Origin of the sequence: Lysobacter sp. Root667, from assembly GCF_001427715.1 — a bacterium.
In the GTDB taxonomy this organism is placed as follows: Bacteria; Pseudomonadota; Gammaproteobacteria; order Xanthomonadales; family Xanthomonadaceae; genus Lysobacter.
Genome location: NZ_LMHF01000009.1, coordinates 611,676 through 635,524, shown reverse-complemented (window position 1 = coordinate 635,524; position 23,849 = coordinate 611,676). Strand labels below are relative to the sequence as shown.

The window sequence follows — 23,849 nt, the reverse complement described above, 5'->3', positions numbered from 1 at the left end:
AGCTTATTTCTTGCAGGTCGCCGCCGGATCGGCCTTGGCCGCGTCTGCGCCCCACAGGCAGACGATCCGATCCAGCGCCAGACCCGTGCGGGAGTTGCTGAAGAACACGATGCCGTCCCCGGATTGCGGACGCATCAGGAACTTGGCGCGGAACCCGGCCTGATTGCGGCCGTCATGGCCCACGGCGGTGCTGCCGTCGGCCAGGCGCTCGATGAAATGGCCCATACCGTAGACAGCGTTCTCGGGTGCGCGCGGCGTGCTCAGCTCCGTCGGCGTATACATCAGAGTCAGTTGCGCCTGCGTCAGCGGATGCGCGCCGGGGCTGCCGGCCATGCCGGCGATCATCCAGCGGGCGAAGTCGTTCACGGTGGTGGTCAGGGTCGAAGGCGCCTGCTCGACGTAGTAGCGCATCGGCACCGGGCCGCCGTCGTCGCCATGGCCCTGCGCAGCGCCGGCCAGCACCTTCGGCGTCATGGCGACGCTGGTGTGTTTCATGCCCAAGGGTTTGAATACGAGCTCGCGCGCCAGGTCGGAGTACTTGCGCTTCGTGGTCTGCTCGATCGCCAACTGCATCAGCGTGTAGCCGCCGCCGGAATACTGGAACTTGGCCCCGACCGGCGCGAACAGCTCCACCGCGCCGCGCCCGTTGGTCTTGCCGGCCAGCGATTCCTCCAGGGTCGGCAGTTCCTTGAAATCGAGCCAGCCCTGGTACCCGCCCAAGGTCGTGCCCGCGGTGTGCGAGAGCAAACGTCGGATCGTGATCTGGCGATAATCGAACTGGTTCTGCGCCAGCGGCCACGGCGACACCATGTCGGCCACCGGCTGGTCCAGTTGGATACGCCCCTGCTCGGCCAGGCGCATCGTCACCCAGCTCGCGATCGGCTTGGACAGCGAGGCCGCGACGAACACCGTGTCGGGCGTCACCGGCACCTTGCCGGCGTGGTCGGCATAGCCGAAGCCACGGGCGTAGACCAATTTGCCGTCGACGATCAGTCCCACGGCCGCGCCCTGAACCTTGGCCTCTTTCATGATGGCCGGTACTTCGCGCTCGATGACCTTAGCAAACGGAGGCGCAGGCGCGGGAGTGGCCGCCGAAGCCTGTGCACCGACCGTAATCGCGCCCATCAGCGCCAGCACTGCGAGCGGCTTGATCGATGCGGCGCTGGCCGCGCCGTTGAGAATGTATCCGGAGTGTCCGTTGCGCATGGCGTCCTGGCTTGGCTGAAAAGTTTTGGATACGGCGCAACGCTCCGCGAGAGCGATGCCTGCGCGGACACGAAACGACGCGATTGAGTAAGGCGGTCCCGCGGCCAACCCCCTGGCGCCGCGCCTGCACCGCATGTGCGATGCAAAGATCAGACCCAGCTAGGATGCGCGGCCGGTGGGTTTGGTTTAGGCGGTCGCAGCGTCGGTATTCCGCCGGACCCTGGGTCCGATTGCGCTGCGATCCCGATGCCCGAGAACCGGGCGGTCTCAATCGCGGGCGACGGCTAGGCGGCGTGCCGAGCCAAATGGCGCGTGAAGCAAACAACTCCGGAGCAGCGGTCCGTCGCAACGCTTGACAAGGTCCAATAATTCCAAAATACTGGAATTATGGAAACATCAACCGCCCTGGGCGCGCTCAGCGCCCTCAGCCACGAATCCCGCCTGGCCGCGTTCCGCCAGCTCGTGCAGGCCGGCCCGCAGGGCATGTCGGTCGGCGAACTGCGCGAACGGCTGGACCTGCCGCCGGCCACGCTCAGCGCCCACCTCAACGTGCTGCGCAGCGCCGCACTGGTGAGCGACCAGCGCGAGGGCCGGGTGATCCGGGTGCGCGCCAACTACCTGCAGATGAACGCCCTGCTCGCCTATCTCACTGAGAACTGCTGCGCCGGCGCCGAAGCCTGCGCACCGACCGCCGCTTGCACTCCACGCCCGAAAGGAGCCCGCCGATGAACCGTTTCCACGTACATCTGAACGTCGCCGACCTGGCGTCCAGCATCCGCTTCTACAACGAGTTGTTCGCCATGCCGCCCACCGTGCAGAAGGCCGACTACGCCAAGTGGATGCTGGACGACCCGCGCATCAACTTCGCCATCTCCAACACCGGCCGCGCACCGGGCGTCGATCATTTGGGATTGCAGGTCGACAGCCGCGAAGAGCTCACCGCGCTGGGCCGACGCCTCGACGCCGCCGGCGGCACCGTGGCGCCGGAGGAAGCGGCCGTGTGCTGCTACGCGCAGTCCGACAAGCTGTGGACCGCTGACCCGCAGGGCACGCGCTGGGAGTCGTTCCACACCTTCGGCGATGCCACCACCTACTACGACGCCGAGATCGGCTGCGCCGGCGAAGGCGCCGCCGCCTGCGCGCCCAGCCCGCAGATCGTCGCGAAGCCAACGACCGCATCGTCCTGCTGCGCCACGTCTTCGACCTGCTGCTGAGGCACGCACCATGCCGATCCGCCTGGCCCTGCCGTCCGAACACGCCGCCATCCGCGCACTGCTGACGGATAACGACCTGCCCGTGCAGGACCTGGACAGCGCCGTCGTCGCCTTCCTGGTGGCCGACGACGGCGGCTCCATCGCCGGCGTGGTCGGCCTGCAGATATTCGGCGACATCGGCCTGCTGCGCTCGCTGGCGGTGCGCGCCGAGTATCGCCGCAGCGGCACCGGCAGCCGCCTGGTCGCCGCGATCGAACGCGAAGCGCAGGCACTCAGCCTGCGACAACTCGTACTACTGACACAAACGGCGGCGGATTATTTCGCCAGCCGAGGCTATCGCACGATCGACCGCACCCAGGCACCGGTCGCCGTGCAAAACAGTGCCGAGTTCTTGTCGCTGTGCCCGGCGTCCGCTGCCTGTCTGACCAAATCTCTGGACCTGTCCATGAACGCACGCAGCTACAACGTTCTGTTCCTATGCACCGGCAACTCCGCGCGCAGTCAGATGGCCGAAGCCCTGCTCAACGACATGGGCAAGGGACGCATCCGCGCCTACAGCGCCGGTAGCCACCCCGCGCCGAACGTGCAACCGCTCGCCGCGCAACTCATCGCGGACCTCGGCTATCCGACCGATGCGCTACGCCCGAAATCCTGGGACGAGTTCGCCGCTGCGGACGCCCCCGCCATGGATATCGTCATCACCGTTTGCGACAACGCCGCGGGCGAAACCTGCCCGCTATGGCCGGGACATCCTGCGCTGGCCCACTGGGGCGTGGCGGACCCGGCGCGCACCCCGGACGATCCGAATGCCTTCAAGCAGGCCTGGCTGGCCTTGCGTCGCCGCATCGAACTGCTGCTGGCCTTGCCCTTGGACAAGCTGGACCGCCTTGCCCGCGAACAACACCTCCATCAGATCGGCCAGACCCCATGACTTCGACCCCCCCCAAGAAGCGCGTCCTGTTCGTCTGCGTCGAAAACTCCAACCGCAGCCAAATGGCCGAAGCCTTCGCGCGCATCCACGGCGGCGACCGCATCGAGGCCCACAGTGCCGGCTCGGCGCCGTCTGGCCGCATCAACCCCAAGGCCATCCAGTACATGGCCGAATTGGGTTACGACCTGAGCACGCACGCCTCCAAATCCCTGGACGAGATCGACGGCGCATTCGATGCCGTCATCACCATGGGCTGCGGCGACAATTGCCCCTGGGTGCCTGCGCAACTGCGCGAGGACTGGGCCCTGCCCGATCCCAAGCACCTGGACGGCGATGCCTACCGCGTCGTGCGCGACGAAATCTCGACGCGGGTGCGCGCACTGCTGGCCTCGCTGCAATGACCCTGGGCCGCAAACTACTGGCCGAGTTCGTCGGTACCGCCCTGCTGTTGGCCACGGTGGTCGGCTCCGGCGTCATGGGCGTGGCCCTGTCGGGAGGCAACGACGGCATCGCTTTGCTCGCCAATGCCGCCGCGACCGCGGGCATCCTGTACGTATTGATCGCTGTGCTCGGCCCGGTGTCCGGCGCGCACTTCAACCCGGCCGTGACCCTGGCGATGCGGCTGCGCGGCGAGCTGGACACCCGCGAAGCCGTCGCCTACATCGCCGTGCAGATCGTCGCCGCCGTCGCCGGCGTGCTGCTCGCGCACGCCATGTTCGACCTGCCGCTGTGGCAGCCCGGCACCCGCGTGCGCAGCGGCGCGGCGCAATGGCTGAGCGAAGCGGTGGCGACCTTCGGCCTGCTGCTCACCATCCTGCTCGGCGCGCGCCACCGCCGCGTCGCGGTGCCGGCCCTGGTGGCCGGCTACATCTTCGCCGCCTACTGGTTCACCGCCAGCACTTCGTTCGCCAATCCGGCGGTGACGCTGGCGCGCTCGCTCACCCAGACCTTCGCCGGCATTCGCCCGACGGATGTAGGCGGTTTCGTGCTGGCGCAGCTGGCCGGCGCGGGTGTCGCATTGTGGATAGCGCCGAAGTTGCTGGCGCCATCTGCAGCAGCGGCGGACGGCGCCGACAACTGACAGCCGCCCGCTTTGGGGTAGGAGCGACGTCAGTCGCGACCCGCGCAGCCCACCCGGAATCCGCGATCGCGGCTTACGCCGCTCCCACAGAGAGCGGAGGGCTGCTGCAGCGAGCTAGCGTCGGCTGTCGTGGCAGCGGTGTAAGCCGCGATTGCGCAACCCGCCGGAGGAACGCTGTCGCGGCTCACGCCGCTCCTACCCCAAGGCTGGCTTCGCGCAGCAGCAGATCGTGCCGACCCCGTAGCCGCTCGCGTGGAAGCAACCACCGCCGACCTGTTTGGCGCGCCCGTCCATGCGTAGAAGAATGCGGGCAGCTGCGTCGTTATATTCACTGGCGCTACTCGGGCTCATCCGGCAAAGACCAACCCACTATTTCGAGGAATCGCTCGGACTCGGGGGTCTTCTCGAAGGCACTGCCCTCCTTCGCGTCGAGGAAAGCGATGATCCCGGGGTCGTAGTTAGCGATGGTGTTGACATCGTAGATGCCCAGATTGTCCGGGTCGCTCATGTACTCGTCGTCTTCATAGCCGGACATGAAGCGCCAACCGCTGTCGATCTCGTTGTCCGGCGCCTCGCGATACATGAAGCGGACAGGATACCCCTCCACGACGATGCGATCCGTGGCGATGCAGCTGCCGTAACCGCCGACCAATGGCTTGATCTCGGTTGCGGACAATCGAAAATTCTTAGCCATCCAAAACACCCTCCGACCGAAGCGATCCGCATGCCGGTCGCGATTCGTCCACCCTACCGCGAACGCGATGAGCAAGGCGCATAGGCAGGTCCCTGGCACGGCAGGGCCGGCCGCACGTCAGTTCCCCAGATGCTGCTTGGCCAAGGCAACCCAATCCCGCTCGGACGAGAATCCGACCTCTTCCATGAGTGCGGCAAGACCGGAATACAGGGACCAAGGAGGGATTGCGCTCGTTGCGTCCCACTTCACCTGCGAGCACTTGAAGCAGATCGCCATGATGCTGATTCGCTCGCCCGAGGCGTAGAACTCGATCCGGTGGTGCGGCTCGAAAATGCAGGCGGCGAAGGCATCCTGCGTCGTAGGGTCCAGACCATCGACGAGGGACTGGAAAAAATCTCTCTGCGACGGGCTGAGCTGATGGCTGCCGTATACGACTTCGTTCGGGATCAACGATTTGCCGGCGTCGGCGTCGTAGGCGTCGTACAGGTAGGAATGTTCGGTGACCACGATCCGATCGGACCGTCGGATCAAGCCGGCGAGCTCGTCGCGGTACGCCAGACCGGTAAGGACCGCCATCGTCAGGAAAGCGTCCGACTGGAAAGCGAGTCGGATATGCTGGCGCCCGCGGCCGCGATTAGGCTGGCGACGACGGCCAGCCAGAATCCGCCCTTGACCTCGCCCCATAGCTGATGGCTCGCGACGTACAAGCAGGCGCAGAAGACGACGGACAGCAGAAAGCCCAACCATGGGCGGCGGTACAGAGCGACTACGGCGGCCCCGCCCACTGCGCACAGGCCTAGCCACAGCCCCTTTACCCCAGCCGCAACGGCCCGCAGGGCGTCGAGCTCCGCGGAGTTCTGGAACAGGCCGAAGATCAGATCGAGCGCAAGGACCAGATGCATGACCGTAAGCGCCAGCAGCAACATGGCGGCGAATCGGCTCAGGAAGGTCTTCGGGGTTGTCATCAGCTCCGTCATTGCCGCAAGCCTCTATCGGACCGGGGCGCGTGACGCCTTCGCTTTCGGCTTGGGTGCAGGGCCCGGCTTGCCGAAACGCTTGGCGGAAAGCTCGGCGGCCTTGACGCGCTCGAGTTCGCGATTCTTCGGCGGCGTGAACGTGGTCAGCGAATTGATGAGCATGGTCGCCGCATCGCTGACCTGCTTCACGGCCAGATTGAAGGCCGCCTCATTGGCCTTGGACGGCGCGTTGAAGCCGCTGAGTTTGCGGACGAACTGCAAGGCCGACGCGCGGATCTCGTCGCCCGTCGCCGGGGGCTCGAAGTTGTACAAGGTACGAATGTTTCGGCACATATCGCCTCCAAGCCCGGATGTCCGAGCGCTTGCGAACCGCCCGCGCATGCCGGGCGTCGCGACGGAGTGTCGGGCGGCCGCTTCGGCGCTGTCAACGGCCCGCCTTTGTGCATGGCCCAGCTCTGCCCGCCCTGCGCAGCACAGACGCCCGGGCCAACCAGCGAAATCGCCTCGAACGCAAGGCGTCGCGTCCTCGCAGGGCGAAAACCTGCAGCCGCCTAGCGAAAGGCCGCATGCCCGCCGCAGGGTCGCGGTCGCGGCTTGCGCCGTTCTTACCCCAAAGCCGAACCTGCGTGGGGGGGGCCAGCCCCCCTAGTGACGAACGGTAAGAACGGGTCGACGCTCTCATGGTGAACTAAATACGCGCCAATCAGGCGCTCGGCAAAGGACTACCGCGATGTACTTCAAGCTCTACGAGGACAAACAGGGCGACTGGCGCTGGACGCTGCACGCCGCCAACCACAAGAAGATTGCCGACTCGGCCGAGGGCTACAACAACAAGTCGGACTGCGAGGACGGCATCGATCTCGTCAAGTCGGTTACGGCATCGACGCCCATCAAAGAGTGATCGACCGGCGGGGCACAGAAACCTCTGCGCCCCGCCTTCCACCTTCAATCGCGGCTCGGGCATCCGCTGCGCGGGATACATCGCGGGCATGATCGCTAGCGTGACGGTGCGGTTCGTTGAGCTCACAGCACCCTACACGGCTAGTCGCTGACTAGATCACGTCCTGCACATACTTCCGGGTCTGTTCTGAGTAGACCTTCAATTTCAAGCTCACATAGGAAGCGCCGACCTTCTCCCCAAGAGCGCCCGCATCAAGGATATACATCGTCGACTGCAAAGAAATCACACGATCTTTCATCAATTTTTGCAACAGCGCACGGCCGACCTCACCTTTCATCATGCGCTGATGATCAATCTTGTCCCTAAAGCGGCCAAGTTGTCCTTTGCTATGAGAGCGAAATGCCATCGCAAGCCTGCGGAGCGCTCGCAATGCTTCGGCAGTCTTCGGGCTCTCATCCTGCTTGGTGGCACTAGCGAACTGCGTCCACGGATAAGACGCAGCATCCGGCCAATTGACCTGCAACTGCGTGCCAGGCCGCACAATGGGCGCTGCTAGGGCTGAACTCGCGACCAACTCTTCAGCTTCCAAGATCACAGTGTTGTCACTACTTAGCGCATCACTCTTAGCCACGATATGACCACAGCGCAACGTGATACGTTTCGCTGCGATAAATACTGGAGCTACGAACTCCAGCTGATCTCCGACGCCAAGCTCGACCGAGCTTCTCTCCGCAGTCACGAAAACACCGGAAACTCGACGTCCAAACCGCAAACTTCCCGCGCTTGGCACTCTAAACTCGATTCGCGACGGTGATTCACCACCACGATCAACTACGAGCTCAACCGAAAGATCATCACCCTCTTCGTTATCCTCAACATTTAGATGGACAGTCTCGCCCGGCTTAGCACGTGCCAGCACAGATTCAAAAATTAGACCCACATGCTCTGCCGGCATTCGACTTTTCGCACTTGTGATATCGCTATAGAACTCATACAGGAATGGGTTTGGAGTGTGTTTTGTCGAGCTTGCATAGCTTTCTGCGGCACTGATAAGCTCTTCTCGCCCGCCATTTAAAGCAGCGGCCACTACACAAGCAGCAAAAACTGCGCTAGAAGGTTCAGTCCCACTACCATCCAGAAATGGATGCTGTGGAAGCAGGTTATTTACTGCTTGCTCATAGCTTGCCACTTGCTCAGGTTTTAGCTGAGGAGGTAGCGGGGGCTGCTTAGCGCCAAATAAACGAGCGCCTATGCGACTCAGCTGTTCTTCTGGCCCGTAAAGCCCTTCTGGAATCTTTGGAAAAGTATTCTGGAGCTGAGAAACAAGCTTGCCTTGCTCGCGAATAAGTATTTCGCTTGAGAGACTTGCAAGCACCTGCCCACCAAGAATCCGCTGCATCTCACCCCCCAATTTGGAAGGATTGCTCTCCGATGCAATAACTTTCGAAACAGCGTCCAGGACAGGCGCATAACCAACGAATCGGTCTTCATCTTGCAAAGAAAGTTGTCGTAGCCCATCAATTGTCAAGTCGACCACGTCCTCGTAAACCGAGCCATGCGTCTGAAGCGACCTTCCAAGGTCCGGGTAGAGCAAATTGCGCGCCGCATCTTCGGCCATCGCCAATCGTTGGAGTCTCGCAAGCACGAATTTTTTGGCTTGAGCAAGATTGAAGAGATTGATGTCGAAAATAGGCGGCTCTATACCACCCAACTCATTGAGTATGGTCCATGCTTCTTCAACAATGCCGACGCGACCGAGAACAATCACCGGGAACTTCCCCATGGCTGCGGCACTTGCAACGTCGGTGAGAAACGCCTCGAAACCTGACTGCGTCACTCGCAGGCGCGCTTCATCCAGGGCATCTATTACTATCCCCACTTTTCCACCTGTCCACGCATCTAGCAGATTGGCGTACACAAGCCCGCCAACCAGGTAGTTGCCAGCAACAGTGGCAGCGGAAGCCAGATCCAAATAGACAGCGCCGGTAGCTGCGCATATTTCTTTTGCAAGAGTCGACTTACCCACGGCACCCGGCGCGCCAACCAGCCAAACCTTCTGGGTTAAGTCATCGAACCCATCGCGAAGACTGAGACTGGCTTGCACGTAGGACGGCTCACTTGTTACAGCGACATCCCACCCATCAAGCGGCTTCGCCACCGGAGACCTTTCTACCCCCGCGAAGTTCTTCCTCCAAAAATCATCGATTGAGTATTCCATCCCCGCCCCCGCATTCACGATAGAAAGTTCAGCGTATCACGCATATATATTGCGCATTATTCTTAGCCCGTACGCGAGTAAAAAAAAACGCCGCGGAATCCGCGGCGTTTTCGTGAGTTCCAAGGTCCGGCGGCTTAGTAATAACCCGCCAGATTCAAGAACCAGCCCTTGTTGTCGTACTTCAGGTCGGTCAGGTCGTCGCTGAAGTCGGTGAAGTTGTAGCCCACGCCGACCTTGAAGTTGTCGCCGATCTGGCGGTCCAGGCCGATCAGCCAGCCGCGCTTGTCGCCGCCGTCCTTGACCTGCAGCCAGCGGTACTCGGCCAGGCCTTCCCATTTGGCGATCAGGTGATAGCGCAACTGGCCGGCGACGAAGTCGGCGCGGCTGTCCAGCCACTGGCCTTCGCCGCGACCGATACGGTAGTCGCCCCAGCGGCTGGCGAGCTTGCCGGCCACTTCCCACTTGTCGTCGAGGCGGTAGACACCTTCGAACGACAGCACTTGCGAGCGCTGGTCGTAAGTGGCGCCGCCGTCCTGGCCGAGGGTGGCCAGGTCGTACAGGTAGGTGTACTTGCCGAACAGGCCCCAGCGGGTGTTGTCGTGCGGGCGGTAGGCGAAGCCGAGGTTGGCTTCGGCCAGCTTGGCGCTTTCGGCCGGGTTGAGCTCGTCCTGGGTGTCGGCGTAGTTGGCGCGCAGGGCCAGGCGCAGGTCTTCGTTGACCTTGTAGAACAGGCGGTTGGTGGTGACCCACTGCTCGCGCTGTTCGGCGCCGGTGTCCTTGCGGTACTCCAGCTTGCTGTTCCACTGGGCGACTTCGTCGGTGCGGCCGCCGCTGACGCTGTAGGCGCGGCGGTCGACCCGGCCGGTGCTGGCGTCGAGTTCGCCGTCCATCAGCGTGAAGCCGATGTTCCAGCCTTCGGCCGGATAGAAGTCCATGCCGTAGGTGTGGACGATGCCCTGGCTGTTGTCGCTCGGGTCCTTGAGGAACTGGCTTTCGTTGAACAGGTTGACCTGGTTGGTCAGGCGCCAGCGCTGGCCGAGGGTCCAGCCGTTCTGCAGATCGCGGTTGAACAGCGGGTCGGTGGCGGTGGTGTCGGTGCTGTAGCTGTAGGCGCCGTAGATCGTATGATCGGGCTTGAGGCGGTATTCGGCCTCGACCTTGCCGCCGTGGCCGCGGCTGCCGCTGCTGACTTCGGCGCCGACGCTGGAACGGTCGCCGAACAGGTACTTGGCGCCGAGGGTGACCAGGTTGTTGCGGTCGTAGGCGCCGCCGTCGTCGTCGGCGGTGAACTGGCCGACGCCGTACAGCTCCAGCGAAGTGCCGAAGCGGCGGCGGTAGCTCACGGCCGCCAACAAGGCATCGGCGCTGCCGCTGAGGTGCTCTTCGCGCACGCGGCGCAGTTCGGCGCCGAGCTGGGCGTCGTTGGTGATGCGCCAGTCGGCGGTCAGCTGGCTCTGCTCCAAGGCCTCGGCGCCACGCTCGGCGCGCGAATACTTGCCGTACAGGCTGAAGTTCTCGGTGAAGTAGCCGAGGAACTCGGCGCCGTACTCTTCGATATCCAGGCCGGTGTCGGCGCGTGCGACCGAGAAGCCGGCGTCGACGTCGCGCCACCAGGCGCCGACGCTCCAGTCGCGCTCGGTCCAGCCCAGTTCCTTGAAGTTGGCGCGGGCTTCGACCGCTCGCGCATCGCCGCTGCGCGCGGCGGTGACCGGGTTGCGCTGGACGAAGCTGAGGCCGCCGTTGTCCGAATAGAAGATCGGGGCGACGGTGGACTCGCTGCGGGTCTGTTCGAGCTTGAGGTAGGTGCCGCGACCGGCCTGCAGGGTCAGGTCGACGCCCTTGAGGCTGTAGTCGTCGCCGCGGCGGTTCTCGTCGATATAGGTACCGCCGACCGCGACGTGCTCGCCGAACCACTGCTTGCCGCGGAAGCCGGCGCTGACGTCGTCGGCGTCGAAGCCGACCGGCACGTATTCGTAGTCGACCAGCAGCAGCTGGGTGTAGCCGTCGAGCGGCTGGTCGCGGGTCAAGGTGCGCACGTTCTCGCGCGTGACCTGGGCCAGCGGACGGGTCAGGATCAGGCGGCCCTGGAGTTCGTCGATCTCGTAGTCGGCACCGCGCTGCAAGTCCACGCGGCTCTCGGTGCGGCCGGTGGTGCGGTCGCGGATTTCCAGGGTGACCTTGTCCGAACCCGGCAGCACATCGGTGTGCTTGAGGTAATACAGGCTGCCGCCGGTGCCGAGGAACTCGGTGTGGCCGTAGGCGCTCTGCGCTTCGGAGCCGAACGCGCGCACCTCGCTCTTGGGATCGCCGAGCTGGGTGGTGGCGCGCGAACGCCAGGACAGCGCCGCGCCGTACAGCGAGCGGTCGTACTGGCCGTACTCGGTGCCGGTGATGCCGGTGTTGAAGTTGCCCCACAGCGCCTGGTTCTGGTCCCAGTCCACGCGCACGTACAAGCGGCCCTGGGTATCGACGTCGCGGTAGGTGCTGGAGTCGTCGCCGTAGACCGGGTAGTACAGATCCGGGTCGAGGCGGCGGAACACGTCCTGGGCGTCGGCGTCGAAGAAGCCGTTGAACAGCTGCTTGATCTCGCGCTCGCGGGTGTCGGCCTGGGCGGTGATCAGGTACTTGCCCTTGACCTTGCCCTTCAAATAGAACGCCAGCCGGCCCTCGCTGATGAAGTCCTTGTCGTAGCGCTCGTCGCCGGCCAGCGGTTCGATGTTGCCGCTGACGTTGTTCTGCGACACGGTGACGTCGGCCAGGGCGACCAGGAAGGCGTACTTGCCGGTGACGTCGACGTCGAGGCGGTGCTGCAGCGGCGCGCCGCCGCGCGGCTTGATCGCCACGTCGTAGCCGTGGCGGCCGATCGGCTCCAGGAACTCGGCCACGAACTTGCGCTCGAGGTCGATCGGGAAGGTTTCGCCGTTGATGGTCAGCTGGGTGTCGCGCGGGATGTCGCGGCCGTAGATGCGCACCCGCGAGCCGTAGATCGGGATGTTCTGGATGCGCAGCGAGCTGCGGCCATAGATCGCGTTCTCGATGCCCTGCGATTCGGCTTCGTCGCCGTCCAGGACTTTGCCGAGCGTGCGCTGGTTCTCGTCGCGCAGCACCTGGATGCCGCGTTCGTAGTCTTCCGGACGCACCAGCTGCACGCGCTTGCCGACGGTTTCGTCGAAGGCGCCGTCCTTGCCGTAGGCGCGGGTGACGTAGATCAATTCGTCGCCCGGCTGCAGGTTGAGGTCGGCCGGCAGAGCGCCGTCCCACGCCTGGTCGGTGACGTTGGCCACCGGCAGCTCGATCCTGGCCAGCGGCGTGACCAGGTCGGCGTCGCTGCCGCGGTACACGGTGACTTCGATCTTGTCGATGAACGAGGCGTAGTTGGTGTAGCCGTGGAAGCGCAGCGGCTTGGCGATGCGGCCGTTCTCGAAGGGCACGGTCGAACCGCCCTGCACGTCGAGCACGGGACGGCCGAGGGTGGGATCTTCGGTCGCCCAGATCACGCCGCCATTGGGCAGATCGATGCTGAAGCGGCCGGCGATCTTGGCGCTGCCGGGCAGCACGTCCTCGCGCACCACATCGACGCGGCGGTTGCGCTGCAGGGCGTCGCTGTCCTCGCCTTGCGCGATCGGGCGTTCCTCGCCGCGGGTGCGGATGCGGAACAGCAGGCCTTCGTCGCTACGGCATTCGCCGCCGTCGCAACGCGCCGCATTGCCCTCGCCTTCGCCGGATTTCGGCGTCGCGTCCTGGGCCAGCGCGGAGCCGGCGCCGGCCGAGAGCAGGCCGATCAGGGTCATGTCCAGAAGCTTCATCTTCATCTTCATGGCCATGTCCTCAGCGCCCGCCCACGCCGACGGGGGCGTTGGTATCGTCAGTTATGTCCACACGCACCTTCTGTTTCACCTTCGGCTCGAGTTCGGCCGATATCGCCTCGAATACGGCCTTGGCGCGGCGCAGGCCGAGCTGGACGTTGTAGGCGTTGGCGCCGCGCGGATCGGCGCGGCCGACGATACCGATCACACCGCGGCCTTCGCGGTTGAGGGTCTTGGCGATTTCCGAGATCAGGCCGCGGTACTGCGGGCGGATCGTGTCCTGGTCGGTGTCGAACAGCAGTTCGCCGAGCTTGATCGCCTGGTCGAGGCTGACCAGCGCCGAGGCGTCGGTGCCGGCGACCACGTCGATGCGAACCTTGGCGGCCAGCGCCGGCTCCAGTTCCTTGCTCAGCGCCGCGCGCACCGCATGGGCGCGGGCGAAGGCCAGGGCCTCGGCTTCGGCCTGGGCGGCGATGGTGACGCTGCCGCCGTCGGCGTCGCGCAGGCTCTGGGCGATCTTGCCGAACATCGGCGCGTAATCGCTCTTCACCTGGTCGCTACCGGCTTCGAACATCACCTCGCCCAGTTCGACGTCGGTCTCGCTGCTGCCGCCGCGGATCTCGCCGGCCGGCAGCTTGACGCCGAAGTCGAAGCGGGTCGGCACGCCCTGAGTCACGCGGCGGACGCGCGGGTTTTCGGTGGTGAACACCGAGCCCGGCGGCAGCGTGGCCTGGTCGACCTTGAGGATGAAGTTGCGGCCGCGTGCGGCGTCGCCGCCCGAGATGCCCTCGAGGTGGTAACGGCCGTAGGCGTCGGTCTGCATGATCAGGCCTTCCACCGAGGCGATACGCACGCCGGGGATGCCGCGCTCGTCGATGCCTTCGTTACGGATGGTGTAGGACACCTCGTAGCCGTCGGCGACCTGGCTGACCTGGCGCGTGACCTGCAGGTCCTGCGCGGTCAGGCCCTTGGCGGCGTCGCCGCGGACGCGGTCGACCGTGGTCTGGCCGGCGGCGTTCATGCGGACGGAGCTGCCCTCGTCGGTGGTCAGGACGAAGTCGTCGCTGAAGTCGAGCGAGCGCAGGGTCTGGCGCACCACGACCTGATGACGCTGGGCGTCGTCGGCGCTGGAGCTGCGGCCGGCGATGTCGCCGATCGCGATGCCGTGCAGCAGCGGCGCGCTGGCGTCGGGCTCCGGTTGCGGCCCGGTGCCACGGTCGACCGTGGTCGAACCGGCGACGTAGGCACCCGGGGCGAAGCCGCCCTGCACGCGCACGCCGCCGGCCTTGGCCGGGTCCTGCCAGCCGTCGCCGTCGCGGTCGTCGTAGACCGAGCCCATGATCAGGCTGTCCTCGAGCAGCGGATCGCCGGCCATGTCGACATCGGCGGTGGCGACGTTGCCGATCGAACTGCCGTTGCTGTCGAGCGCGGTGACGCTGTTGCTGTGCACGCCCTTGCCCACGCCGGCGCCGACGCGCAGGAAGTAGACGATGGTGGCGCGCTGGCCGATGGCGACGTCGATGCCGTTGATGCGCAGCGGGTTGGTGCCGCCGATGCTGGCCGCGTCGTCCTCGTCGTCCACGCTGAGCGAGCCGTCGACGTAGGTGAAGCCCGCGGGCGGCGTGTCGACCAGGGTCGCGTTGCGCGCCGGCGAGTCGCCGACGTTCTCGGCGATCACGGTGTAGCGGACCAGGTCGCCGATCTTGACCGAGCGCTGGGCCGACTGCTTGCTCAGGCGCAGCACCGGGGCGTTGGCGGCCACGGTGATGGTGACCACGGCGATGTCGCAGACCGGGGTCGGCACCGAGGTGTCGCAGACGCGGTAGGTGAAGCTGTCGGTACCGGCGAAGAACTGGTTCGGCGTGTAGGTGCACACGCCCGCGGCGCAGTTCACGGTGCCGTTGGCCGGAGCGACGGTCACGAAGACCGAGGCGGGGTCCAGCGGCGCGCTGGTCACGGTGTCGTTGCCGAGCACGCTGATCGTCACCGGCACCTGCTGGTTGGTGGTGGTGACGTCGTCGGTGGCCACGACCAGGTTGGGCTGGACCAGCACCGAAACGGTGGCGGTGGCGCAGTTGGCCGGGTTGAGCTTCTCGCAGATCGTGTAGGTGTAGCTGTCGTTGCCGCTGAAGTTCGGGTTGGGCGTATAGACGATGGTGCCGTTGCTGTTGACCGTGACCGTGCCGTTCGCCGGGTTGCTGGCGATGGTGATGTTGATCAGGGTCGGGTCGATCGGCGCACCGTTGAGGGTGTCGTTGCCCAGCACGCTGGTGACCAGCGGGGTGTTCTGCGGGGTGACGCCGTTACCGCCGCCGACCGGGTCGTCGACCGCGGTGATCGCAGGAGCGACCACGGTGACCGTCGCCACTGCGGTGTCGCAGTTGCTCGGGTTCAGCACCTCGCAGATCTGGTAGGTGACGGTGTAGGTGCCAGCCGGAGTGTTCGGCGCGACATCGACCGTACCGTTGGCATTCACCGTCAGCGGGCCGCTAGTGACCGGCGTCAGGGTGACGTCGGCCGGGTTCACGGTGCTGCCGTTGAGCGTGTCGTTGCCGAGCACGTTGACCACGGCGGTCGCGCCGGTGCTGCCGTTGACCGGCGTGGCGACCACGTCGTCGACGGCGTCGATCGGTGCGGCGTTGACCGTGACCGTGACTAGGGCGGTGTCGCAGTTGCTCGGGTTGAGCACTTCGCAGATCCGGTAGCTGACGGTGTAGACGCCGGCCGGGGTGTTGGGCGCGACATCGACCGTGCCGTTGGCGTTGACCGTGAGCGGGCCGTTGCTGACCGGCGTCAGGACGACGTTGGTGGTGGTAGCCGCAGCACCGTTGAGGGTGTCGTTGCCGAACACGTTGATCACGCCCGTGCCGCCGGTGCTGCCGTTGACCGGCGTGGCGACCGGGTCGTCGACCGCATCGATCGGCGCGGCATTGACCACCACGGTGATCGTAGCCGGATCGCAGTTGCTGGGATGCAAGGTCTCGCACAGCTGGTACGGAATCACGTAGCTGCCGGCCGGAGTGCCCGCGGCGACCGAAACCGTACCGTCGGACGCGACCGCAACGCCATCGCCCGGGTTCGGGTCGTTGACGGTGAGGGTCACGAACGCCAGATCGATCGCGCCACCGTTGAGGCTGTCGTTGGTCAGGGCGTTGCCGACATTGGCCGAGCCGTTGGTGCCGTTGACCGGCGAGCCGCTGTAGTCGTCGTCGTTGGCGACGATCACCGCCTGCGCCACGGTGATGGTGACGGTGGCGTTCGCGCACACCGGCGTCGGCGTGGAGACGTCGCAGACGCGGTAGACGAAGCTGGTGTTGCCGCTGAAACCGGCGGTCGGCGTGTAGGTGCACAGGCCGGCGCTGTCGCAGCTCACGCTGCCGCTGGTCGGCGGAGTGACGACGCTGACCGAGGCCGGATTGAGCGGCGCGCCGGTGGTGGTGTCGTTGCCGATCACGCTGATGCCCACCGGCGTGTTCTGCGGCGTGCTGGCGCTGTCGTCGACCGCGGTGACGGTATTGCCGCCGACGGTTATGGTCACGGTCGCGGTGTCGCAGACGGTGCCGTTCGGCGCCGGCAGGCAGACGCTGTAGTTGAAGCTGTCCGGACCGCTGTAGTTGGCGTTCGGCGTGTAGACGTAGCTGCCGTCGCTGTTGAAGGCCAGCGTGCCGTTGGCGGTACCACCGACCAGGGTGTAGGCCGCGCCCGCCGGTGCGCTGTCGTTGCCGATCACGGTGGCGTTGAGCGCGGTGTTCTGCGGCGTGGTCTCGCTGTCGTCGCCGGCGTTCGGGCCGACCACGACGTCCACGGTCGCGGTGTCGCAAACGGTGCCGTTCGGCGCCGCCAGGCAGACGGTGTAGTCGTAGCTGTCGACGCCCGCGAAACCGGGGTTCGGCGAGTAGGTGCAGCTGCCGGCCGCGCAGGTCACGTTGCCGTTGGCGCCGTTGGTCGGAACCACCGAGGCCGGATCAATGACGCCGCCGCTGGTGGTGTCGTTGCCGACGGCGTTGGTCGCGACCGGGGTGTTGAAGTTCGTAGCCGCCGTGTTGTCCACGGCAACGATGGTCGCGGCCGCGATGGTGATGTTCACCGTCGCGGTGTCGCAGACCGTGCCGTTCGGCGCCGGCAGGCAGACGCGGTAGTTGAAGCTGTCGCTGCCGTTGAAGTTGGTGTTCGGCGTGTAGACGTAGCTGCCGTCGGCATTGAAGGTCAGCGTGCCGCTGGCCGGGCCGGACACCAGGGAGTAGACCGAGCCGGCGGACGCGGTGTCGTTGGTCGACGCGTTGCCGTTCAAGGCCACGTTCTGCGGCGTGGTCTCGTTGTCGTCGTCGGCGTTCGGGCCGACCACGACCGGCACGTTGGCGTCGTCGCAGGTCGCCGGCGTGGTGGCCGGCAGCGTGCAGATGCGATAGCCGACGGTGTACGCGCCCGGAGCCGTGCCGGCCGGCACGGTGAAGCTGCCGTCCGGGTTGGCGATCAGGCCGGTCAGGCCGCCGTTGCTGACGATGCTGGGCGCGGTGGCATTGACGCCGATGACCACGGCGACGCCGTTGGTGGTGTCGTTGACGGTGACGTTGGGCACGGTGCCGCCGGCGAACGGCAGCACGGTGGCCGCATCGTCGACGGCATCGATCGAGATCGACACCGGGGTGGTCTCGGTATCGCTGTCGTTGCCGCTGTTCGGGTCGGCGGTGGCGCTGCCGACGCTGGCGGTGTTGCTGATCGAGGACGCGCCTGCGTAATTGGCCGGCACGGCCAGGGTCAGGGCGATCGCCGCGTTGCTGCCGGCGGCCAAGGTCGGACGCGAGCACTCGACGGTACCGGCGTTGTTGACGCAGGCCCAGCCGGCGCCGGCGGCGCTGACGAAGTTGAGGCCGGCTGGGATCGGATCGCTGACCACGACGTTCGACGCCGCGGACGGGCCGGCGTTGGCGACGGTGATCGTGTAGGCCAGGTTGTTGCCCGGCACGACCGAGGCGCCGGCGTCGTCCTTGTCGATCGACAGGTCGGCCGAAGCGGTCGGGGTGGTGGTCGCGGTGCCGGTGTTGTTGGCCGGGGTCGGATCGTTAGTCGTGGAACTGACCGTGGCGGTGTTGAGGTAGGTGCCCGTGGCGTTGACGGTTGCGGTGATCTGCAGCGAGGTCGAGGCCGCGTTGGCGAGGCTGCCAATGGTCCACACGCCGGTGCCGGGCACGTAGGCGCCTGCACCGTTATCCGAAACGTAGGTGTAGCCGTTCGGCAGCAGGTCGGCGACCGAGACGCCGGCCGAGGCCGACGGACCGTTGTTGGTCACGGTCAGCGTGAACACGACGTTCGTGCCGACGACCGGATTCGCATTGTCGACCGACTTCGCCATGACCAGGTCGGCCGAAGCCACCGGGGTCGTGGTCGCAGTGCCGGTGTTGTTGCCCGGGGTCGGATCGTTGGTCGTGGAACTGACCGTCGCGGTGTTGAGGTAGGTGCCCGTGGCGTTGACGGTCGCGGTGATCTGCAGCGAGGTCGAGGCCGCGTTGGCGAGGCTGCCGATGGTCCATACGCCGGTGCCCGGCACGTAGGCGCCCGCAGCGTTGTCGGACACATAGGTGTAGCCGTTCGGCAGGAGGTCGGCGACCGAGACGCCGGCCGAGGCGGACGGACCGTTGTTGGTGACGGTCAGGGTGAACACGACGTTCGTGCCGACGATCGGGGTCGCGTTGTCCACCGACTTCGCCATGACCAGGTCGGCCGAAGCCACCGGGGTCGTGGTCGCAGTGCCAGTGTTGTTGGCCGGAGTCGGATCGTTGGTGGTCGAGCTGACCGTCGCGGTGTTGAGGTAGGTGCCCGTGGCGTTGACGGTTGCGGTGATCTGCAGCGACGTCGAGGCCGCGTTGGCGAGGCTGCCGATGGTCCACACGCCGGTACCGGACACGTAGGCGCCCGCGCCGTTGTCGGACACGTAGGTGTAGCCGTTCGGCAGGAGGTCGGCGACCGAGACGCCGGCCGAGGCGGACGGACCGTTGTTGGTCACCGTCAGGGTGAAGACGACGTTCGTGCCGACAACCGGGGTCGCGTTATCGACCGACTTCGCCATGACCAGATCGGCCGAAGCCACCGGAGTCGTGGTCGCCGTGCCGGTGTTGTTGCCCGGAGTCGGATCGTTGGTGCTGGACGAAACGGTCGCGGTATTGAGGTAGGTACCGGTGGCATTGACCGTTGCGGTGATCTGCAGCGAGGTCGAGGCCGCGTTGGCGAGGCTGCCGATGGTCCACACGCCGGTGCCCGAGGCGTAAGCGCCCGCACCGTTGTCGGAGACGTAGGTGTAGCCGTTCGGCAGCAAATCGGCGACCGAGACCGCAGCTGCAGCCGACGGACCATTGTTGGTGACCGTCAGGGTGAACACGACGGTCGTGCCGACGACCGGATTCGCGTTCGACACGCCCTTGACGATGGCCAGGTCGGCCGTCGGGACCGGGCCCGGCGTCGAGGTCGAGGTGTTGTTGCCCGGGTTCGGATCGTTGGTAGTCGAGCCGACCGTTGCGGTGTTCGCATACGGGCCGGCAGCGTTGACGGTCACCACGATGTTCAGCGCGGTGCTGGCGCCGCTGGCGAGGTTGCCGATGGTCCAGGCGCCGGTACCGGGCACGTAGGCACCCGCGCTGTTGTCGGACACGTAGGTGTAACCGGCCGGCAACAGGTCGGCGACGGACACGCCGGCCGCGGCCGACGGGCCGTTGTTGGTCACGGTCAGGGTGAAGGTGATGCTGTCGCCGACATTCGGGTTGGCGTTCGACACGCCCTTGACGATCGCCAGGTCGGCCGAAGCCACCGGGGTCGGGGTCGACGTCGAAGTGTTGTTGCCCGGCGTCGGGTCGTTCGTGGTCGACGACACCGTGGCGGTGTTGGCGTAGGTACCCGTCGCGTTGACCGTGGCGGTGATCTGCAACGAGGTCGAGGCCGCGTCGGCGAGACTGCCGATGGTCCACACGCCGGTGCCCGGCACGTAGGCGCCGGCGCCGTCGTCGGAGACGTAGGTGTAGCCGTTGGGCAACAGGTCGGCGACCGACACCGCCGCCGCGGCCGACGGACCGTTGTTGGTGACGGTCAGGGTAAAGACGACGTTGGTGCCGATAATCGGGGTCGCGTTCGACACGCCCTTGACGATCGCCAGGTCGGCCTGCGCCACGATATTGGTGATGGCCGAGCTGCTGTCGTTGCCCGGGGTCGGGTCGATCGCGCCAGCCGGCACCGCGACCGTGGCGGTGTTGGTGATCGTGCCCGGCGTGGTCGCCGTGCCGGTCACGGTGATGGTGACGAAGCTGGTGTCGGCGCTGGTGCTCGCGCCGGTATCGACCGGCAGATCGACGCCAATGTTGAGGTTGCCGGTGCCCGAGGGTGCGACGCAGTTCGCGCCGCCGGTGCCGACGCAGGTCCAGCTGACCGAGGTGATATTGGTCGGTACGGTGTCTTCGACGCTCGCGTTGGCGACTTCGCTCAGGCCGTTGTTCCAGACCCGGATCGTGTAGGTGACGGCGTCGCCCTGATTGACGGTCGCGGGGCCGGTCTTCTGGATCGCCAAATCCGCCGAAGCGGTCGGCGTGGTGGTCGCGGTACCGGTGTTGTTGCCTGGGGTCGGATCGGTGGTGGTCGAACTGACCGTCGCGGTGTTGAGGTAGGTGCCCGTGGCGTTGACGGTCGCGGAGATCTGCAGCGAGGTCGAGGCCGCGTTGGCGAGGTTGCCGATGGTCCACACGCCGGTACCAGACACGTAGGCGCCCGCGCCGTTATCCGAAACGTAGGTGTAGCCATTCGGCAGCAGGTCGGCGACCGACACCGCGGCCGCGGCCGACGGGCCGTTGTTGGTGACCGTCAGAGTGAAGGTGACATTGCCGCCGACGACCGGGGTCGGGTTGGACACGCTCTTGACGATCGCCAGGTCGGCGGAAGCCGCCGGCGTCGGCGTCGAGGTCGAGGTGTTGTTGCCCGGCGTCGGGTCGGTGGTCGTCGAGGTGACGGTCGCCGTGTTCGCGTAGGTGCCGGTCGCGCGCACGGTCGCGACGATCTGCAGCGCGGTCGAGGCGCCGTTGGCCAGCGCACCGATGGTCCACACGCCGGTGCCCGGCACGTAAGCGCCGGCACTGTTATCGGAGACGTAGGTGTAGCCGTTAGGCAGCAAGTCGTTGACCGAGACACCGGCCGAGGCCGACGGACCGTTATTGGTGACCGTCAGAGTGAAGGTGACATTGGTGCCGACGGTCGGAGTGCTGTTCGACACGCCCTTCACGATCGACAGGTCGGCCGAAGCCACCGGCGTCGGCGTAGAGGTCGAAGTGTTGTTGCCTGGGGTCGGATCGGTGGTGGTCGAGGTCACCGTCGCCGTGTTGGCGTAGGTGCCGGTCGCACGCACGGTGGCGACGATTTGCAGTGCGGTCGAAGCGCCGTTGGCCAGTGCACCGATGGTCCATACGCCGGTGCCCGAAACATAAGCGCCGGCGCCGTTGTCGGACACATAGGTGTAGCCGTTGGGCAGCAAGTCGGCGACGGAGACGCCGGCCGAAGCCGACGGACCGTTGTTGGTCACCGTCAGGGTGAAGGTGACATTGGTGCCAACGACCGGGGTCGCGTTGGACACGCTCTTGACGATCGCCAGGTCGGCCGAAGCCACCGGCGTCGGGGTCGAGGTCGAAGTGTTGTTGCCCGGGGTCGGGTCGTTGGTGGTCGAGGTGACGGTCGCCGTGTTGGCGTAGGTACCGGTCGCACGCACAGTCGCAACGATCTGCAGTGCGGTCGAAGCGCCATTGGCCAGCGCGCCGATGGTCCACACGCCGGTGCCGGGCACGTAAGCGCCGCCAGCGTTGTCGGAGACGTAGGTGTAGCCGTTGGGCAACAGGTCGGCGACCGAAACACCGGCCGAGGCCGACGGACCGTTGTTGGTGACGGTCAGAGTGAAGGTGACGTTGGTACCCACCGTCGGGGTGCTGTTCGACACGCCCTTSACGATCGACAGATCCGCCGAAGCCACCGGSGTCGGGGTCGAGGTCGARGTGTTGTTGCCCGGGGTCGGATCGGTGGTGGTCGAGGTCACCGTCGCCGTGTTGGCRTAGGTGCCGGTCGCACGCACGGTGGCGACGATCTGCAGTGCGGTCGAAGCGCCGTTGGCCAGAGCACCGATGGTCCACACGCCGGTACCAGACACGTAGGCGCCCGCCCCGTTATCCGAAACGTAGGTGTAGCCGTTGGGCAGCAGGTCGTTGACCGAGACACCGGCCGAGGCCGAGGGACCGTTGTTGGTGACCGTCAAGGTGAAGGTGACATTGGTACCGACGGTCGGGGTGCTGTTCGACACGCCCTTGACGATCGACAGATCCGCCGAAGCCACCGGSGTCGGGGTCGAGGTGCTGGTGTTGTTGCCCGGCGTCGGATCACCGGTGGTCGAGCTGACCGTCGCCGTATTGGCGTAGGTGCCGGTCGCGCGCACGGTGGCGACGATCTGCAGCGAGACCGAAGCGCCGTTGGCCAGGCTGCCGATGGTCCACACGCCGGTGCCGGACACATAGGCGCCCGCGCCGTTGTCCGAGACATAGGTGTAGCCGTTCGGCAGCAGGTCGGCGACCGACACGGCTGCCGCAGTCGACGGGCCGTTGTTGGTGACCGTCAGGGTGAAGGTGATGTTGGTGCCCACCGCCGGGGTCGCATTCGACACGCCCTTGGTGATCGCCAGGTCGGCCTGCGCCGCAATCGTGGTGTTGGCCGAACTGCTGTTGTTGGCCGGAGTCGGATCGGTCGTGCCGGCCGGCGCCGCAACGGTCGCGGTGTTGGTGATCGCACCCGGCGTGGTCGCCGTGCCGGTGACGGTGATGGTGACGAAGCTGGTGTCGGCGCTGGTGGTCGCGCCGGTATCGACCGGCAGGTTCGCGGTGAGGCCGATGCTGTTGCCGGTGCCGCTGGGCGCGCTGCAGGTCGAACCCGCACCGGTGCCGGCGCAGGTCCAGCTGACCGCGGTCAGGTTGGCCGGTACGGTGTCGGCGATGCTCGCGCCGGCGACCGCGCTCGGGCCGTTGTTCCAGACCCGGATCGTGTAGCTGACGGCACCGCCCTGGTTGACGGTCGCGGTGCCGGTCTTGGCGATCGCCAGATCGGCCAGCGCGGTGATGGCGGTGTTGGCCGAGCTGCTGTTGTTGCCCGGGGTCGGATCGGTCGCGCCGGCGGGCACCGCGATCGAAGCGGTGTTGGTGATCGCGCCCGGCGTGGTCGCCGTGCCGGTCACGGTCACGGTCACGAACGCGGTATCGGCCGTGGCGGCCGCGCCGGTGTCGACCGGCAGGTTCGCGGTCAGGCTGATGCTGTTGCCGGTGCCGCTGGCGGCGCTACAGGTCGAACCCGCGCCGGTGCCGGCGCAGGTCCAGCTGACCGAGGTCAGGTTGGCCGGCACGGTGTCGGTGATGGTCGCGCCGAGCGAGCTGCTCAGGCCGTTGTTCCAGGCGCGGATCGTGTAGGTGACGGTGCCGCCCTGGTTGACCGCGGCGGTACCGGTCTTGCTGATCGCCAGATCGGACGAAGCGGCCAGGGTGTTGGTGTCGGTCGAGGAGCAGACGCCGGCGCTGAAGACGCGGCCGGCGCCGGTGCACGAGGCGCCGCTGTTGGTGACGCCGCTGGGCGGCGAGATGCTCGCGGTATTGCTCAGCGAAGGCGGAAATGTCTGGGCCAGCGCCAGCGGCGCGGCGAGCATCAGCATCGCGGCCAGCGCGATACGCGACACGGTCCGGGACAAACGCGATCCGGCATGCTCCTCGCGGCAGTTCTGCTGCGGGCGGGCGGTCGGATGGGTGTTGACGGTCTTCATGCGTA

The 23,849-nt window shown here is 66.2% G+C and carries 14 protein-coding genes and 1 pseudogene; 7 read left to right on the top strand and 8 right to left on the bottom strand.

Features of this window, described 5'->3' with window-relative positions; all coding sequences use genetic code 11:
• Nucleotides 1–3: 3 nt before the first annotated feature.
• Entirely contained in the window at nt 4–1,206 is a 1,203-nt protein-coding gene (locus ASD78_RS06520; RefSeq protein ID WP_082575459.1) for a serine hydrolase domain-containing protein, read from the bottom strand.
• Between the two features lie 387 nt (nt 1,207–1,593).
• Here ASD78_RS06520 and ASD78_RS06515 point away from each other — a divergent pair, with 387 nt between their 5' ends.
• The 6 genes and pseudogenes from ASD78_RS06515 to ASD78_RS06495 all read left to right on the top strand — a co-directional run bounded on the left by ASD78_RS06515 (nt 1,594) and on the right by ASD78_RS06495 (nt 4,432).
• Nucleotides 1,594–1,935: a metalloregulator ArsR/SmtB family transcription factor gene (locus ASD78_RS06515; protein ID WP_055903091.1), complete on the top strand. Its 342-nt coding sequence runs from the start codon at nt 1,594–1,596 to the stop codon at nt 1,933–1,935.
• The gene (locus ASD78_RS06510) at nt 1,932–2,420 is read left to right on the top strand and encodes an ArsI/CadI family heavy metal resistance metalloenzyme (RefSeq protein ID WP_056099315.1); all 489 of its coding nucleotides are present in this window, start codon (nt 1,932–1,934) and stop codon (nt 2,418–2,420) included. The genes ASD78_RS06515 and ASD78_RS06510 overlap by 4 nt, the downstream gene beginning before the upstream one ends.
• A gap of 10 nt (nt 2,421–2,430) precedes the next feature.
• Nucleotides 2,431–2,838, top strand: a pseudogene (arsN2, locus tag ASD78_RS21475) (arsenic resistance N-acetyltransferase ArsN2); the annotation flags it as partial.
• 27 nt (nt 2,839–2,865) lie between these two features.
• Nucleotides 2,866–3,351, top strand: a complete 486-nt coding sequence (locus ASD78_RS21470; protein WP_056099910.1) for an arsenate reductase ArsC — start codon at nt 2,866–2,868, stop codon at nt 3,349–3,351.
• Nucleotides 3,348–3,752: an arsenate reductase ArsC gene (locus ASD78_RS06500; protein ID WP_056099313.1), complete on the top strand. Its 405-nt coding sequence runs from the start codon at nt 3,348–3,350 to the stop codon at nt 3,750–3,752. The genes ASD78_RS21470 and ASD78_RS06500 overlap by 4 nt, the downstream gene beginning before the upstream one ends.
• Nucleotides 3,749–4,432 carry an MIP/aquaporin family protein gene (locus ASD78_RS06495; protein ID WP_056099310.1) on the top strand — a complete coding sequence of 228 codons (684 nt, stop codon included), beginning with the start codon at nt 3,749–3,751 and terminating at the stop codon, nt 4,430–4,432. Before ASD78_RS06500 ends, ASD78_RS06495 begins: the two co-directional genes overlap by 4 nt.
• Nucleotides 4,433–4,769: 337 nt before the next feature.
• Here the strand turns inward: ASD78_RS06495 and ASD78_RS06490 are convergent, their stop codons facing one another.
• The 4 genes from ASD78_RS06490 to ASD78_RS06475 all read right to left on the bottom strand — a co-directional run bounded on the left by ASD78_RS06490 (nt 4,770) and on the right by ASD78_RS06475 (nt 6,436).
• On the bottom strand, nt 4,770–5,126 hold the full coding sequence (locus ASD78_RS06490; protein ID WP_056099307.1) for a DUF2185 domain-containing protein: 357 nt from the start codon (nt 5,124–5,126) through the stop codon (nt 4,770–4,772).
• A gap of 117 nt (nt 5,127–5,243) precedes the next feature.
• On the bottom strand, nt 5,244–5,702 hold the full coding sequence (locus ASD78_RS06485) for a hypothetical protein (protein ID WP_056099303.1): 459 nt from the start codon (nt 5,700–5,702) through the stop codon (nt 5,244–5,246).
• A gap of 2 nt (nt 5,703–5,704) precedes the next feature.
• Complete coding sequence (locus ASD78_RS06480) at nt 5,705–6,103, bottom strand: hypothetical protein (RefSeq protein ID WP_056099300.1); 399 nt, start codon at nt 6,101–6,103, stop codon at nt 5,705–5,707.
• A 12-nt stretch (nt 6,104–6,115) separates the two neighbouring features.
• Nucleotides 6,116–6,436 (bottom strand): DUF2277 domain-containing protein, encoded by a 321-nt coding sequence (locus ASD78_RS06475; RefSeq protein WP_055903104.1) that lies wholly within the window; start codon nt 6,434–6,436, stop codon nt 6,116–6,118.
• 397 nt (nt 6,437–6,833) lie between these two features.
• Between ASD78_RS06475 and ASD78_RS19925 the strand changes: the two genes are divergently transcribed.
• Nucleotides 6,834–7,004, top strand: coding sequence for a DUF1508 domain-containing protein (locus tag ASD78_RS19925; protein WP_082559673.1), 171 nt, complete (start codon nt 6,834–6,836; stop codon nt 7,002–7,004).
• A gap of 151 nt (nt 7,005–7,155) precedes the next feature.
• Here the strand turns inward: ASD78_RS19925 and ASD78_RS20580 are convergent, their stop codons facing one another.
• The 3 genes from ASD78_RS20580 to ASD78_RS20575 form a co-directional block, all read right to left on the bottom strand.
• The gene (locus tag ASD78_RS20580; RefSeq protein ID WP_156087601.1) at nt 7,156–9,222 is read right to left on the bottom strand and encodes a hypothetical protein; all 2,067 of its coding nucleotides are present in this window, start codon (nt 9,220–9,222) and stop codon (nt 7,156–7,158) included.
• Nucleotides 9,223–9,356: 134 nt separating this feature from the next.
• Nucleotides 9,357–13,040 (bottom strand): hypothetical protein, encoded by a 3,684-nt coding sequence (locus ASD78_RS06465; RefSeq protein ID WP_200944129.1) that lies wholly within the window; start codon nt 13,038–13,040, stop codon nt 9,357–9,359.
• 10 nt (nt 13,041–13,050) lie between these two features.
• The gene (locus tag ASD78_RS20575; RefSeq protein ID WP_056099294.1) at nt 13,051–23,844 is read right to left on the bottom strand and encodes a CARDB domain-containing protein; all 10,794 of its coding nucleotides are present in this window, start codon (nt 23,842–23,844) and stop codon (nt 13,051–13,053) included.
• Between the last annotated feature and the right edge of the window lie 5 nt (nt 23,845–23,849).

Bases quoted from the DNA above. Each gene is read 5' to 3' on its own strand.
- ASD78_RS06520 (WP_082575459.1), bottom strand. From the start codon at position 1,206: ATGCGCAACGGACACTCCGGATACATTCTCAACGGCGCGGCCAGCGCC.
- ASD78_RS06515 (WP_055903091.1), top strand. From the start codon at position 1,594: ATGGAAACATCAACCGCCCTGGGCGCGCTCAGCGCCCTCAGCCACGAA.
- ASD78_RS06510 (WP_056099315.1), top strand. From the start codon at position 1,932: ATGAACCGTTTCCACGTACATCTGAACGTCGCCGACCTGGCGTCCAGC.
- ASD78_RS21470 (WP_056099910.1), top strand. From the start codon at position 2,866: ATGAACGCACGCAGCTACAACGTTCTGTTCCTATGCACCGGCAACTCC.
- ASD78_RS06500 (WP_056099313.1), top strand. From the start codon at position 3,348: ATGACTTCGACCCCCCCCAAGAAGCGCGTCCTGTTCGTCTGCGTCGAA.
- ASD78_RS06495 (WP_056099310.1), top strand. From the start codon at position 3,749: ATGACCCTGGGCCGCAAACTACTGGCCGAGTTCGTCGGTACCGCCCTG.
- ASD78_RS06490 (WP_056099307.1), bottom strand. From the start codon at position 5,126: ATGGCTAAGAATTTTCGATTGTCCGCAACCGAGATCAAGCCATTGGTC.
- ASD78_RS06485 (WP_056099303.1), bottom strand. From the start codon at position 5,702: ATGGCGGTCCTTACCGGTCTGGCGTACCGCGACGAGCTCGCCGGCTTG.
- ASD78_RS06480 (WP_056099300.1), bottom strand. From the start codon at position 6,103: ATGACGGAGCTGATGACAACCCCGAAGACCTTCCTGAGCCGATTCGCC.
- ASD78_RS06475 (WP_055903104.1), bottom strand. From the start codon at position 6,436: ATGTGCCGAAACATTCGTACCTTGTACAACTTCGAGCCCCCGGCGACG.
- ASD78_RS19925 (WP_082559673.1), top strand. From the start codon at position 6,834: ATGTACTTCAAGCTCTACGAGGACAAACAGGGCGACTGGCGCTGGACG.
- ASD78_RS20580 (WP_156087601.1), bottom strand. From the start codon at position 9,222: ATGGAATACTCAATCGATGATTTTTGGAGGAAGAACTTCGCGGGGGTA.
- ASD78_RS06465 (WP_200944129.1), bottom strand. From the start codon at position 13,040: ATGAAGATGAAGATGAAGCTTCTGGACATGACCCTGATCGGCCTGCTC.